Source organism: Lewinella sp. LCG006 (genome assembly GCF_040784935.1).
Lineage (GTDB): Bacteria > Bacteroidota > Bacteroidia > Chitinophagales > Saprospiraceae > Lewinella.
The window spans coordinates 6,611,385-6,625,468 of record NZ_CP160680.1 but is presented as its reverse complement, the minus strand read 5'-3'; the positions used below and the strand labels follow the sequence as shown (position 1 = coordinate 6,625,468).

Genomic DNA, 14,084 nt, shown 5'->3' with positions numbered 1-14,084 from the left:
CAAATCTGGTGTAAAATACATGCTAGAGATCGAACAGTCTCGTCTACCCTTACACCTTTACACTTACCCAACCTTTACACACTCCTATTTCTGACTCCCCCTTTGTCTCAACAGATGATCAGCCAGTACCAAGGCTGTCATGGCTTCCACAATGGGTACTGCGCGGGGAACTACACAAGGGTCATGTCTGCCCTTGCCGGAAACCGTTACGGCTTCTCCGGCTTCGTTGACCGACTCCTGGTCAGCGACAATGGTGGCTACGGGTTTAAAGGCTGCCCGAAAATAGATGTCCATTCCATTGGAGATCCCCCCTTGGATGCCACCGCTGTAATTGGTGCGCGTTTTTACCTCATCGCCCTCCTGAAAAAAGGCATCATTGTGCTCGCTGCCACGCATACTTACGCCCTCAAAACCTGAGCCATATTCAAAACCCTTGCAAGCATTGATGCTCATAATGGCTTTCGCCAGATCAGCGTGGAGTTTGTCAAAGACGGGTTCTCCCAGGCCAGGTGGGCAACCATGAACAATGGCGCTGACGACCCCTCCCACCGTATCACCGTCTTTACGAATCTCCTTGATGTAAGCTTCCATCTCTGCGGCCATCTGTGGGTCAGGGCAGCGAACAGGATTGGCTTCAATCAACTCTTTACTTATCTTGTTGTAATTTTTACTCAGTTGTAATTTCCCCACCTGGGAGGTGTAAGCAAAAATTGCTATCCCATAGTGCTGAAGGAAAAGCTTGGCGATGGCTCCTCCTGCCACCCGGGCAGCTGTTTCTCTGGCGGAAGAGCGCCCGCCACCCCGGTAATCTCTTGCCCCGTATTTCGCGTGGAAGGTATAATCTGCGTGACTAGGACGAAACTTGTCGGCGATGTGGCTATAATCTTTAGACCGCGCGTCGGCATTGAAAATGACCATGGCAATAGGGGTGCCGGTCGAATAACCTTCGAAGACACCGGAAAGTATTTGTGCCTCATCAGCTTCCTTGCGCTGGGTGACAATATTGCTTTGTCCGGGGCGGCGGCGGGCGAGTTCTTCCTGAATGAAATCTTCATCAATGGCGATACCAGCCGGGCAACCATCGACGATAACACCAATGGCTTTACCGTGAGATTCTCCAAAAGTACTGATCCGAAATAGGGTGCCAAAATTACTTCCTGCCACAATCACATTTATTTGATTCGCCCGCTAAGGTAGGATTTCACAGGAAGAGCAAAAGCTATAAAAAAGTAAAAATTACAATCTCTTATCCTATTGAAACTTTTTGGTAAACTACACAGTTAGATGTACGCAGCCAGCAAGGGTAGACAAAACCATTGCTAAATCTTATCTTTGCGGGCTTAGGAAAAATTGAGGTTTGCTTTTTTGTATTCCTAAAAGGCAAATTAAAAACAGGCAAATCTCACGTTAGAACAAAGTATACGATGCGACTGGAACCAGGTGATTTGTACGAAAAGTTGGAGTTTGATAAGATCCTTTCCTTATTGGAGGAATCTTGTTTTGGCGAACAGGGAAAACAAAAGATCAGGGCCATTCAACCCTTAGGGGAACTGGACAAGATCGAGCAATTATTGGCGGAGGTCGATGAATTTCGGCGTACTTTGGAGCGGCGAGATAATTTTCCCATTGGTGCTTATCAGGAGATTTCGGAAGAGCTGCGTATGCTGGAAATTTCCGGTTTTGTGCTTCCAGAGGAAGGCTTGCAAAAACTGAACATCCTTCTTCTTTTCATTAAAGACATTTATAAGTTTTTCAATAAAGACCGACAGGAGGCTTACGCAGCCCTTTACGCTATTATTCGCCCCATCCACTTTAATGAAGAATTATTGCACGCGATTGAGCGGGTGATTGACGAAGAAGGCAATATTCGACCTGACGCTTCGCCGGACTTACAAAAAATCCGCCGCCATATTCAGAGCAAGTACCGGGAAATGGATCGGCAATTCCGACTGATTATTGATACCTATCGGAAAAAAGGCTGGCTGACAGATAATGTTGAAAGCTTCCGAAATGCTCGCCGGGTACTGAGTGTACCATCAGAGCACAAGCGCAAAATCCGGGGAATAATTCACGATGAATCCAGCACTGGCCGTACGGCATTCATTGAACCAGAGGGGGTTATTGATATCAACAATGATCTTTTTGATCTTCAGCAGGAGGAAAAGCGGGAGATTTATCGCATCCTCAAAGAGCTCAGTGCCACCCTGCGTCCGTACTTGCCTGCCTTGCATGATTATCAAAACCTGATTATCCGTTTTGATGTGGTGCAAACCAAGGCGCAACTGGCTTTGAAACTGGATGCTGTGCGTCCTCGTACGAAAAGTGATCCTACTTTAGCCATCATCAGAGGGCGGCATCCACTGCTTTATTTAAAAAACAAAAAACTGGGTCGGAAGACCGTCCCCTTTGATCTTAATCTTTTCGGACAAAACCGAATACTGGTCCTTAGCGGGCCGAATGCCGGAGGGAAATCGATTACGATGAAGTCGGTGGGATTGTTGCAATTGATGTTCCAATGTGGCCTACTTTTGCCTGTTGATGGTCAAACGGAAATGTCCGTGTACGAACAGCTGTTTGCCGATATTGGTGACCAGCAATCTCTGGAAAACGATTTGTCGACTTATAGTTCTCGTTTGGAGAATGCTAAAGTTTTTCTGGAGCACGCCACGCCGAATACCTTGGTGTTGATCGATGAATTTGGTTCCGGAACAGACCCCAAAATAGGTGGAGCTATCGCTGAATCCGTACTTTACGAACTCAACCAACGCAAGGTTTACGGGGTGATCACGACGCACTACAGCAATCTGAAAGTATTTGCTTTTAAGACACGTGGGTTGGTCAATGGCTCCATGTACTTCGATAAAGATAACCTGTCGCCGAGCTACGAACTTCAGGTAGGCAGACCAGGAAGTTCTTACGCCTTTGAGATCGCTGGTAAGAGTGGACTACCAGACCGGGTGCTCAAATACGCGCGTAAACGAATTGGCAGTAATGAGCGGGCAGTTGATGATTTGTTGGTCGACCTACAGCGTGAAAAACAGGAAGTTGAAGAAAAACTGAAAGAACTCGCCGATAAGCAGAAACTCCTTGATCGTCTTACCAAAACCTACGATGAACTGCACCGTGACCTGGAGTACAAACGCAAAAAGCACAAGCTCGAGCGCAAAGAACAGGAGCTGCAACAAACGACCCAGGAGAATAAAGAGTTGGAACGTTTGATCCGGGAACTGAAAGAAGAAAAGAACCTGGATAAGGCCAAGAAAATCTCCCTGGAGATCAAATACCAGCGGGAAAACCTATCGGAGCAGGTAGGTGGGCTAAGAGAAGAAATTTATCACCCTGATGAGGTCTTAAAAGATGATCGGCCATTACAAGTGGGTGATTTCGTGAAATTGAAATCGGGTGGTGCTACCGGAGAAATTGATAGTATTGATCGAAAAAATGCTATCATCTTTATGGGCGGGATGCGTATGACAGTGAAGTTGCGCGACTTGCAATTGGCGAAAACACCGCTGGACATAAAAACCAACCAAAGTGTACATTCTGATGTCGATTATGCGGCCCGCTTTGAAAGCAAAATTGACATTCGTGGTATGCGCTATGCGGAAGCCATGAAGGTAGTGGAAGACTTTGTGGATCAGGCACTCCTGGCCGACGTCTCCAACTTGCGAATCGTTCATGGCAAAGGCAATGGTTCCCTCCGGGAGGCCGTTAAGAAGAAGCTGCGGGAGTACAACATGACCATGGAAGTTTATCATCCCGCTGCTGAAGCCGGAGGAGATGGCGTAACTTTAGTTGATTTATAGATAAATTGAGACGACGATATGGCCAGAGACAACGAATGGAAAAACTTGAGTGGATTGGTGTTTTCTACCAACCCCGACCTCAACCTGAACCAGCCAGAAGAAGAAGTTGAAACCCCTGCTGCTTCCAATCAGAAACTCCGCATTTGGTTAGACAAGAAACAACGCAAAGGTAAGGCTGTTACCCTCATCACCGGTTTTGAAGGTAATGACGATGATCTGAAAGACCTGGCAAAAGCACTTAAAACATATTGTGGAGTAGGCGGCTCTGCGAAAGATGGTGAAATCATTGTTCAAGGTGATCAGCGTGATAAAGTGTTAAAATACTTATTGGACAAGGGGTATACCCAAACCAAGAAGAGTGGAGGTTAATCATGTTTTTTTATGGGGAATTTGCTTGTCCTTGCTGGCCTGTCATCAGGAAGGAGCTACTCAGGCTATTCATCCGCCAGCAGAGCAGAATGTGTTAGTAGATACTGTCTATACTTTGGATAGCAGTGGCTACACCATCCAGGATCGTTTCCCCGCTCCTAAGGGGTTTCACCGAGTGGCCTATTCCGAAAATAGCTTCGCGCATTATTTACGCAACCTTCCACTCCAAGCTGCGGAAGCGCCCGTCTTGCTGTTCAATGGTGCGATAAAAAGAAATCAAGCAGCAGCAAGTGCCGTGGTGGCGATGGACGTAGGAAAGCGTGATTTGCAGCAGTGTGCAGATGCAGTTATCCGTTTAAGAGCTGAATACCTATGGGCGCAAAGAGCGTATGCTGCTATTCAATTTCATTTTACAAATGGCTTCCTGGCTAAATATTCCAATTGGCGTTCGGGGCAAAGAATTCGAGTAAACGGCAACGAAGTAAGTTGGACCAATGGCAGAGGAGTGGATACTTCCTATCAGGCTTTTCGTAGTTACCTCAATATGGTATTTGCCTACGCTGGAACCCTTTCGGTGGCCCAAGAACTTCAACCACAATCCCTAGCTGATATTCAAGTCGGTGATGTTTTTATCCAGGGAGGTAGCCCCGGCCATGCGGTGATTGTGGTAGATATGGTGCTTAACTCTACGACGGGAGAGAAAATGATTTTACTGGCACAAAGCTATATGCCCGCCCAGAGTATTCATGTGTTAAGCAAGCCTAAGGCTGCTACTCCCTGGTACGATGTAGCTAAATTAGAAGGTGTTTTTTCTACCCCTGAATGGCAATTTAGAGGCAGCGACTTACGGCGATTTTAGAGGGAAAGAAGAGGGGATAATAAAGGCAAAAATCGCTTTATCTTTTGTAAATGGTTACTTATTTTGGGCAAACCATCAATATCCAACCAACATGAATTTACGGGATCTTACCAACAGCATTGAGCTCAAAGTATCTAAAGAAGCGGAAGAGTACAGTGAGTTTGTTAAGAATAAAAACAACAGTCTGATCGATCGACTGGAAGTCTTCGAAGATATCATCAATATCGAAGTAGGAGATACAGGCCTGATGCGCGCAAAATCACTGGAGCGTGACTATAACCTGCGACAGCTTTTCCTGAAAACAGAAGGAGACAATCCTACTGGTACCCAAAAAGATCGCATTGCGTTTGCCCAGGTCTATGATGCCTTACGGCGAGAGTACGATACGATCAGCCTTGCTACTTGTGGCAATTATGGCTCAGCATTAGCGCTGGCGGCACATCTTGCGGGAATCGAATGCAAGATCTTCATTCCCGAATCCTACCATACTGCCCGCATTGAAGAAATGGTCGATTTGGGAAGTGAGATCAACCGATTGAAAGGTAGCTACGAAGATAGCGTCACCGAAAGCAGCCTTATGGCCCAGGAGCACGAATGGTATGATGCCAACCCCGGTGGTGCCAACACGCCTTTGCAGATCATTGCCTACAGCCAAATCGCTTTTGAAATTTATGATCAATTGCGTGATGCTCCTCGCATTTGTGCTGTTCCGATTTCAAATGGTACTTTGTTGGCAGGTATTTACCGTGGTTTTGTTTCCCTACATAAGCGCGGGAAAACCTCCCGTGTACCGCTCATGCTAGGGGCATCATCGGTGCATAAAAATCCGATTGTCTACTCTTTCAATAAGGGACTAGATCACTGCGTGGATTTGAAGCCTGAAATGATCAAAGAAACCAAGTTCAATGAACCCCTCATCAATTGGCATAGTTTCGATGGTGAGGAAGCCCTTTACGCGATCAGAGAAAGTAACGGAATGGCGTACAATGTGAGTGACAGTGAGATGAAAAGTATGTCTAAATACCTGCTAAGTAAAGAGTCAAAGAGCATTTTGCCGGCTTCTACCGCCGGGTTGATTGGCCTGTTGAAAGAACACGAGAAAAATGAGATGGAGCCGGACCGCTACGTGGCTATTTTGACCGCTAAGAATTCTAAGTAAAGCGTTAAAAAAAACAGTTGAATGTCTATACAAGTATCGGATTTTATCGTTTTTGACTACCTCAAAGTACACGAAATTGTGGTAGAACCCAAACGCATGAAAGCTACCTATACTTTAGGGAAAACAAGCGGGGAAGCAGTTTCGAATACCCTCATTTATGCTTACACCGAAAAGGTTTTTGACCCTCGGAATTGGGAAGATCGCAATCTGGCATCCACCATGGCGGTACAGGTTGCGCTCAATTATGGTTTGTTTTGTAAGCAGATCATCTTTGATGGAGCGTTTGATGAGAAAGACCAATCTTTCCTACGGGCAGTTATGGAAAATACCTCTCGTGAAATATATGTTCATAAGTTGTTGGCTGACAACGAGTTTCTGCGCCCTGCTTACAGTGATTTAGCACCTGAGAAAAAGCAAAAATACGCAGCGGCTACCTTGATTTTTCAGGGAGAAGTAATGCCCAAGACTGCTAAAGAAAAATCTGCTCCAGAACTCGATGAGGATGCTTACGTCATACTGAGTAGCGGTGGTAAGGATAGTTTACTGAGTTACGGTATCCTCAATGAAATAGGGACGGCGCACCCCATTTACGTTAATGAATCCGGGCGTCATTGGTACACAGCTTACAATGCTTACCACAAGATGCTGGCAACCGAGCCCAATACCAGCCGGGTATGGTGCAATTGTGATCGTATTTTCAATTGGATGGTACGCCAAATGCCCTTTATTCGAGAGAATTACCAGCATATTCGTGCGGATATTTACCCGATACGCTTGTGGACGGTTTCCGTATTTCTTTTTGGCGTGCTGCCCCTGGCACGTAAGCGCAAGGTCAAAAATATCATCATCGGTAATGAATACGATACCACTTTGCAATTACAGCAAGATGGCATCACACATTACGCTGCGCTTTACGATCAGAGCAAGTATTTTGACAATGCCCTCACTCGCTATTACGATAAAAAAGGCTGGGGATTTTTTCAGTTCTCCATCCTTCGCTCGTTATCCGAACTTTTGATTTTGAAAATTTTGGTAAAGCGTTATCCTGATCTGCAAAGTTTGCAGGTTTCTTGTCACGCGGCACACAAGGAAATTGATCGGATGATGCCTTGTGGGAAGTGTGAAAAATGCCGCCGTATTGTAGGCATGCTCAAAGCATTGGACGAAGATCCTGGGCGCTGTGGTTACAGTGAAGAACAAATTGTCCAGTGTCTCAAAGCCTTAGAGGGCAAAAGTGTCAAGCAATTAGGCTCTGATGCCCAACAATTGTATTACCTCCTGTTAGAAAAAGAATTAATCAGTGATAACCCTCATACACGCAAATTGGCAAAGAAAAATCCTGAAATTCTACAGCTGCGCTTTGATCAGGAAAGAAGCAATTTAGAGGATATGCCAGTGTATCTTCGCGAACGATTATTGTCATTATTTCAACAGTATGCAGAAGGAGCCGTACGTCGGAATCACCACAAGTGGGAAGCAATTTCCTTAGCGGAATTACTGGCCGAAAACATCCCTTATAAATTTTCAACAAACAATGAGTAGGAATAAAAATGGTTATCTCTGGGAAGAGATGACCTGGGAAGAAATCAAGGAACGCCTGGAAACCGTGGATACGGTTTTACTGCCTTGTGGAGCTATTGAACAGCATGGGCCGCATCTTCCTGTAGATATTGATTATTACGATGCCAAATACCTGGCACGACAGGTAGCAAAAGCTTGTTCAGATCCCAAGCCCCTGGTTTTACCCGCCATCCCTTATGGCGTGTCTTATCACCACGAAGATTTTGCCGGTACGATCAGTGTGACCAATAATGCCCTGTCGGCCTTTGTCTACGATATTGGGATGTCGCTAGCAAAGCAAGGTGTGAAGAAGATCATCATCATCAACGGACACGGAGATAATGCTCCTACATTGAATTACGCAGCCCAGATGATCAATCGTGATGCACGCATCTTCGTCTGTGTGGATACCGGCGATACCAGTGATACGGACATTGCCAAACTAGCAAGCACTCGCAACGATATTCATGCTGGAGAAATAGAGACCAGTACGACCCTGGCGCTGCGTCCTGAAATGGTACAAATGGATAAAGCCGTAAATGAGACGCTTGACTTTGGGAGTGACTTCCTCAATTTCGACGATGATCGCAGTGTAAGCTGGTATGTTCGGACGAGTAAAATTTCCAACTCAGGAATCATGGGCGACGCAACCATCGCTACCGCCGAGAAAGGCTTGAAAATGTGGGAAATTATGATTCACCAATTGGTGAAGTTTACCAATTTTGTGAAAAAGACACCTTTGGAAGAGCTTTATCAGCCGAGGTATTAGGGAATAGCACAAAAAATTGTTTCTTAGCAAGAAAAAAAGATGAGACCACTTTTTTTCTTGCTATTTCTTTTTCTGGCAGGCCCATTCCTGTCGGCACAAATTACAGATCCGGTTGCCACCGAAGTATGGGAACCCGAACCTCGAGTTGTTGCTCCTGGTCCTGTAAATGGACCACCAGCTGACGCCTACATTCTTTTCGATGGTACCAATACTGACCAGTGGGAACACCTCAACGGTAAAGCCGTTGCCTGGAAACAGGAGGGGAGTCACCTCACTGTAGTAAAGGGTACGGGCGATATTCAAACCAAAAAAGTCTTTGGTGATTGCCAGCTCCACCTGGAATGGAGATCTCCTCTCGTAGTTGAAGACGAGGGACAAGGCCGTGGCAACAGCGGTGTCTTCCTTCAGGGTATCTATGAAGTTCAAATTCTCGACAGCTACAACAATCGTACTTACTCCAATGGGCAGGCGGGTGCCATCTACAAGCAACATGTCCCACTGGTAAATCCTTTACGCCCTACTGGCGAGTGGAATACCTACGATATTATCTTCCAGGCTCCACGTTTCAACAATGATGGCATGAAAGTCGCTTCCGGTTACATCACCGTTTTGATCAATGGCGTTTTGGTGCAAAATCATGTGGAGATCAAAGGTACGACCCCATACATCGGCTTACCTCAAAATCCGCCACATGGCCCTGGACCCATCAAGCTACAAGACCATAGCAACCCGGTAAGTTTTCGCAATATCTGGATCAGAGAGCTTTAGTTTCAGTTGCAGGTATTAACTTTTTTGTGCTGGGGAACTATCCATCGTAAAAGTGTTGTTGAGTGTCCGTTGCTGCGAGTCAATAATTTGTAAATTTCATTTGACCGCAATATTAAATGTCGCTAGAAGTTGCGTTGGCTTCCTTTATCCAGGGGTAAAATGTGTATCTTCCAGCAAATAAAACAACGGACATGGTAATGAAGTGGCGAAGGCTGAACGGCAAACCTATTCAGGACGACTTGAAAGTGGCCGTAGAAAAAGTACTGCAAAAAGAACTGGCCGATGGCCATCGGATGAAAGTCTGTATTGGTTCCGATTCTCAAGTAAAAGCAGGTGTCGTTGAATACGCTACGGTTATCGTTTTCTTACGTGAAAAACGTGGCGGATTCATGTTCATCAGTAATGAAAAAGAATTCCGCAAAATGTCGATCCGTGAACGGATGATCTCCGAAGTAGGTCGTTCGGTAAATGTTGCGTACAACCTGTGCGATTTGCTGGATAAATACGATGTAGAGCTGGAAGTACACGCAGACATTAATACTGACCCGCTATTTGAGAGCAATGTTGCTTTGAAGGAAGCCATGGGTTACATTCTGGGTATGGGTTTTGTTTTCAAGGCCAAACCAGATGCGTTTGCTAGCTCCAGCTGTGCGGACAAGATGGTATAAAATATTTTATTATAAAAAAACAGAGGCCAATCCGCTTGCGGGTTGGCCTTTTGTGTTGTGGTAAATATAGCGTATGTTGCAGGTCGTACAATCAAAGGCGTATATAAAGACAAGTCTCCAGAAAGAATTGGATCAGTTATTTCCGTCAAACGATCAAGGAATTCGAGCGTTTTGTGATTTGATGAAAGCCCAACTTTAAATCCTCTGTCAGCTTTAAATTACTGCCGATTTTGAATATGCAACACAATAATAAACTAGCCATTTTAGCTCCTTATCCTTTTTCGCCACCTCAAAGCGGTGGACACAAAGCAGTGATGGCTTACGTAAAATACCTGGTAGCAAGTTGGCCCGATACGATTTGCATTAGCACTACTGATAATGAACCAATAGAAGGTATTGAAATTGTGTCCTTGTTTGATGACCGAAAAAGCAAATATTTTAATCCCAAGGTGGGTTGGCGCATTCGACAACTTTTAAGGGAACGAAATATCTGTTATTTAGCCCTCCAACATCACTATTTTGGGCTCTTGCTGCTCCCTTTTTTATTGGGATTGTCGATAAAAGTTGTTGTATTTAGCCATAATTTAGAGTACCAGCGCTGGCGCAGCATAGGCAAATGGTGGTGGCCTTTGATGTGGCTCAGTGAGTATGTGGTTTATCATTGGGCAAACGCCGTAGCTTTTATTTCCATTCATGATCAAGCTGAAGCACCTCAGCGTTTTGGCCTAAGTGCAAAAAAATGTCTCTCCGCACCCTATCCTGTTGACCAGTCGGAAAGCCCAGCCACCAATAGCGTTATTTGTCGAGCTATCAGAAAAGCGCACGAATTCGATGACTCAGACAAGCTACTGCTTTTCTTCGGTCCACAGAATTATGCTCCTAATTTAGCCGCAGTAGAGGGCATTATCCATCATATTCATCCACGTCTGCAAGTGTTAGCTGATTTTAAATACCGCATCCTGATTTGTGGAGGTGGCTTGCCCAAAAAACTGGATGGCTTTAGGCATTTGACCCACCAAGGGATACATTATCTAGGTTTTGTTGAAAATATCGAAGACTATGTTGCCGCTTGCGACGTTGTACTCAATCCTATTAGTACTGGTGGTGGCGTAAAAACTAAACTGGTAGAAGCCGTAGCGTATGGCAAAACTGTTGTTTCCTACCAAACAGGGGCCTTGGGGATAGACCCAAAGATCTGTGGCGAAAAATTACGCCAAGTAGCGGATAACGATTATGACGCATTTGCGCGTGAAATTTGCTTGTCGATTTCAACAATTGACTTACCTACTCCTCCCTGTTTTTATTCCGTTCATTATGGAGAAAATGCTATTCGAGAAGTAAAGGAATGGATGATTGCCTAGATTGGCGCAAGGATTTTATACCAGTGTAAAACGGAGTTGATAATCCCCCCGATTTAGGTATATTTGCTCACTCACCAAATACCACCTTAGTCTTGGCCGAAAAAGCAACAGCAAAAAAGAAGTCTACAAAGGTAACCCCTTTGATGAAGCAGTATTTTACGGTAAAAGCCAAGCATCCCTCAGCAATCTTGCTTTTTCGGGTAGGCGATTTCTACGAAACATTTGGCGAAGATGCCGTCGTGGCGGCCCAGGTATTGGGTATCGTGCTGACCAGCAGAAACAATGGTGGCAGCGATGTGGAATTGGCAGGCTTTCCCTATCACTCGCTGGATACTTACTTGCCGCGCCTGATTCGGGCTGGGCATCGGGTAGCCATCTGTGAGCAGTTGGAGAAACCATCCAAAGAAAAGAAGATTGTTCGCCGGGGCGTCACGGAGATCGTGACACCGGGATTGGCTATTGATGATAAATTGCTGGACCATAAGACCAATAACTTTCTGGCCAGCTTGTTCTTTGGCAAGCAGCAGCAGATCGGACTGGCTTTATTGGATATCTCCACTGGGGAATTTCTTGTTTGTGAAGGCAGTCAGGAATACGTCGATAAATTGCTGCAAAGCTTCCGCCCTTCGGAAGTGATTTTGGCGAAAGACAAAAAGAAAGGTTTTGAGGAACGTTTTGGGGAACGTTTTCACGTCTTTACCCTCGACGAATGGGTGTACTCGCTGGATTATACCAGAGAAAAATTGCTGAACCATTTTGAGATCAAATCACTAAAAGGATTTGGCGTAGAGGAGATGGAACTGTCGCAAATCGCTGCGGGTGCCATTTTGCACTATCTGGAAACGACGGAGAACAAAAACATCAAGCACCTCAATACCATCGGGCGGATTCAGCCCGATCGCTACGTGTGGTTGGATCGTTTTACCATTCGTAACCTGGAGTTGATCTATAGTTCGAACGAAAGTGGTGTGCCTTTGATCAATATCCTCGACCATACGGTATCGCCCATGGGAGGGCGATTGCTGAAAAAATGGGTGATTTTACCCCTCAAAGATGTTGCAGACATTGAGGCCCGCCTGGCGGTAGTAGATCATTTTGTACAAGCACCCCAGCAGGTGGAAGCGCTGAGTGGACTCATCCGCCAGATGGGGGATTTGGAACGTTTGATTGCCAAAGTTCCACTGGGCAAAATCAACCCCAGAGAGGTGACCTCCCTGAAAAAATCACTGGAAACCATCCCTCTGATTGTTGCTTCCTTGCAAGGAACAGACAACAAGATGCTACAGAAAATTGCGGATGGCTTAGATGATTGTGAAAAACTGTGTCAGGAAATTGGCCAGCAAATCATGGAAGACCCACCGGTAAACCTCTCCAAAGGCGGTGTGATCGCAGATGGTTGGTCGGAAGAGCTGGATGACCTCCGCGATATCATGAAAAACGGTCGCAATCGACTGGTGGGTATCAAAGAACGCGAGGTAGAACGTACCGGTATCTCCAGCCTAAAAATTGGTTTTAACAATGTTTTCGGTTATTACCTCGAAGTAACCAACAGATTCAAAAGCGAAGTTCCCGCAGAGTGGACACGTAAACAAACCCTGACTAATGCCGAGCGCTACATCACTGAAGAGCTAAAAGTATTGGAAGATAAAATACTAGGCGCTGAGGAAAAGGTACTGGTTTTGGAGGCTTCCCTTTTTGAGCAATTGGTACTGCGACTGGCCGATTTCATTCCACAAGTACAGCGCAATGCGGCGCTGATCGCTCGCCTGGATTGCTTGCTATCCTTCAGCAAATTGGCCGTGAAGAACCATTACGTACGACCCCAGATGGATGATAGTTTTGTCATCGATATCAAGGAGGGGCGCCACCCGGTAATCGAAAAGCATTTGCCATTAGGCGAAGCTTACGTCCCCAATGATGTCTATCTGGATCGGGACGAGCAGCAAATTATGATGATTACCGGACCCAACATGTCGGGTAAATCAGCACTCTTGCGGCAGACGGCCCTGATTTGCCTGATGGCCCAAATGGGTAGTTTTGTTCCTGCGAAAGCAGCAAGATTAGGCATCGTCGATAAAGTCTTCACCCGCGTAGGAGCGAGTGACAACATCTCCAGCGGAGAGTCGACCTTTATGGTGGAGATGAATGAGACTGCCAGTATCATGAACAATGTCTCGGACCGGTCGCTCATCCTGCTCGACGAGATTGGCCGGGGCACCAGTACTTACGATGGGATCAGTATTGCCTGGTCCATTGCTGAATACTTGCACAGCAACGGTAAAGCTTACCCCAAGACACTTTTTGCGACCCACTACCACGAGTTGAATGAGCTGGCGCAGAAGTTTCCCCGGATCAAGAATTTCAATGTTTCCGTCAAGGAATTAGGCAACAAAGTCATCTTTTTACGGAAGCTGGCCGAAGGGGGGAGCCATCACAGCTTCGGTATTCACGTTGCCCGGATGGCCGGTATGCCCCATTCTATTGTTGAGCGAGCCACTGGTATTCTTAGCCAGCTAGAGCAGAAACACATCGAAGGAGATGGCGCAACATCTAAAGGCGAACCTAAGGTAGCTCGTCCGGCGACGGAATCGATCAGTACCGAAGCGATGCAGTTGAGTATCTTCGAAACGGTTGATCCTGTAGCAGGCCAGTTGAAAGCCGCATTATTGGATTTGCAGATCAACAATATGACGCCCATTGAGTGCATGATGAAGCTCAATGAGCTTAAAAAGTTATTGGAAGAATAAGCCCAAAATTAAAGTTGC

General features: G+C 45.9%; 11 protein-coding genes. 10 read left to right on the top strand and 1 reads right to left on the bottom strand.

Annotated elements, in window-relative coordinates; all coding sequences use genetic code 11:
• Nucleotides 1–84: 84 nt before the first annotated feature.
• Complete coding sequence (gene aroC, locus AB0L18_RS24205) at nt 85–1,164, bottom strand: chorismate synthase (RefSeq protein ID WP_367389902.1); 1,080 nt, start codon at nt 1,162–1,164, stop codon at nt 85–87.
• Nucleotides 1,165–1,424: 260 nt separating this feature from the next.
• Here aroC and AB0L18_RS24200 point away from each other — a divergent pair, with 260 nt between their 5' ends.
• The 10 genes from AB0L18_RS24200 to mutS all read left to right on the top strand — a co-directional run bounded on the left by AB0L18_RS24200 (nt 1,425) and on the right by mutS (nt 14,066).
• On the top strand, nt 1,425–3,806 hold the full coding sequence (locus AB0L18_RS24200; RefSeq protein ID WP_367389901.1) for an endonuclease MutS2: 2,382 nt from the start codon (nt 1,425–1,427) through the stop codon (nt 3,804–3,806).
• Nucleotides 3,807–3,824: 18 nt separating this feature from the next.
• The gene (locus tag AB0L18_RS24195) at nt 3,825–4,175 is read left to right on the top strand and encodes a translation initiation factor (protein ID WP_367389900.1); all 351 of its coding nucleotides are present in this window, start codon (nt 3,825–3,827) and stop codon (nt 4,173–4,175) included.
• Nucleotides 4,165–5,034: a DUF4846 domain-containing protein gene (locus AB0L18_RS24190; protein WP_367389899.1), complete on the top strand. Its 870-nt coding sequence runs from the start codon at nt 4,165–4,167 to the stop codon at nt 5,032–5,034. The genes AB0L18_RS24195 and AB0L18_RS24190 overlap by 11 nt, the downstream gene beginning before the upstream one ends.
• A gap of 91 nt (nt 5,035–5,125) precedes the next feature.
• On the top strand, nt 5,126–6,193 hold the full coding sequence (locus tag AB0L18_RS24185) for a pyridoxal-phosphate dependent enzyme (RefSeq protein ID WP_367389898.1): 1,068 nt from the start codon (nt 5,126–5,128) through the stop codon (nt 6,191–6,193).
• A gap of 21 nt (nt 6,194–6,214) precedes the next feature.
• Entirely contained in the window at nt 6,215–7,735 is a 1,521-nt protein-coding gene (locus AB0L18_RS24180) for a hypothetical protein (protein ID WP_367389897.1), read from the top strand.
• Nucleotides 7,728–8,522 carry a creatininase family protein gene (locus tag AB0L18_RS24175; protein ID WP_367389896.1) on the top strand — a complete coding sequence of 265 codons (795 nt, stop codon included), beginning with the start codon at nt 7,728–7,730 and terminating at the stop codon, nt 8,520–8,522. The genes AB0L18_RS24180 and AB0L18_RS24175 overlap by 8 nt, the downstream gene beginning before the upstream one ends.
• Nucleotides 8,523–8,561: 39 nt before the next feature.
• On the top strand, nt 8,562–9,290 hold the full coding sequence (locus AB0L18_RS24170) for a DUF1080 domain-containing protein (protein WP_367389895.1): 729 nt from the start codon (nt 8,562–8,564) through the stop codon (nt 9,288–9,290).
• A 197-nt stretch (nt 9,291–9,487) separates the two neighbouring features.
• Nucleotides 9,488–9,958 carry a ribonuclease H-like YkuK family protein gene (locus AB0L18_RS24165; protein WP_367393185.1) on the top strand — a complete coding sequence of 157 codons (471 nt, stop codon included), beginning with the start codon at nt 9,488–9,490 and terminating at the stop codon, nt 9,956–9,958.
• A gap of 236 nt (nt 9,959–10,194) precedes the next feature.
• Nucleotides 10,195–11,319, top strand: a complete 1,125-nt coding sequence (locus AB0L18_RS24160) for a glycosyltransferase family 4 protein (protein WP_367389894.1) — start codon at nt 10,195–10,197, stop codon at nt 11,317–11,319.
• Between the two features lie 143 nt (nt 11,320–11,462).
• Nucleotides 11,463–14,066 carry a DNA mismatch repair protein MutS gene (gene mutS, locus AB0L18_RS24155; RefSeq protein ID WP_367389893.1) on the top strand — a complete coding sequence of 868 codons (2,604 nt, stop codon included), beginning with the start codon at nt 11,463–11,465 and terminating at the stop codon, nt 14,064–14,066.
• The last annotated feature ends 18 nt before the right edge of the window (nt 14,067–14,084 follow it).

Bases quoted from the DNA above. Each gene is read 5' to 3' on its own strand.
- AB0L18_RS24200 (WP_367389901.1), top strand. From the start codon at position 1,425: ATGCGACTGGAACCAGGTGATTTGTACGAAAAGTTGGAGTTTGATAAG.
- AB0L18_RS24195 (WP_367389900.1), top strand. From the start codon at position 3,825: ATGGCCAGAGACAACGAATGGAAAAACTTGAGTGGATTGGTGTTTTCT.
- AB0L18_RS24185 (WP_367389898.1), top strand. From the start codon at position 5,126: ATGAATTTACGGGATCTTACCAACAGCATTGAGCTCAAAGTATCTAAA.
- AB0L18_RS24180 (WP_367389897.1), top strand. From the start codon at position 6,215: ATGTCTATACAAGTATCGGATTTTATCGTTTTTGACTACCTCAAAGTA.
- AB0L18_RS24175 (WP_367389896.1), top strand. From the start codon at position 7,728: ATGAGTAGGAATAAAAATGGTTATCTCTGGGAAGAGATGACCTGGGAA.
- AB0L18_RS24170 (WP_367389895.1), top strand. From the start codon at position 8,562: ATGAGACCACTTTTTTTCTTGCTATTTCTTTTTCTGGCAGGCCCATTC.
- AB0L18_RS24165 (WP_367393185.1), top strand. From the start codon at position 9,488: ATGAAGTGGCGAAGGCTGAACGGCAAACCTATTCAGGACGACTTGAAA.
- AB0L18_RS24160 (WP_367389894.1), top strand. From the start codon at position 10,195: ATGCAACACAATAATAAACTAGCCATTTTAGCTCCTTATCCTTTTTCG.
- mutS (WP_367389893.1), top strand. From the start codon at position 11,463: ATGAAGCAGTATTTTACGGTAAAAGCCAAGCATCCCTCAGCAATCTTG.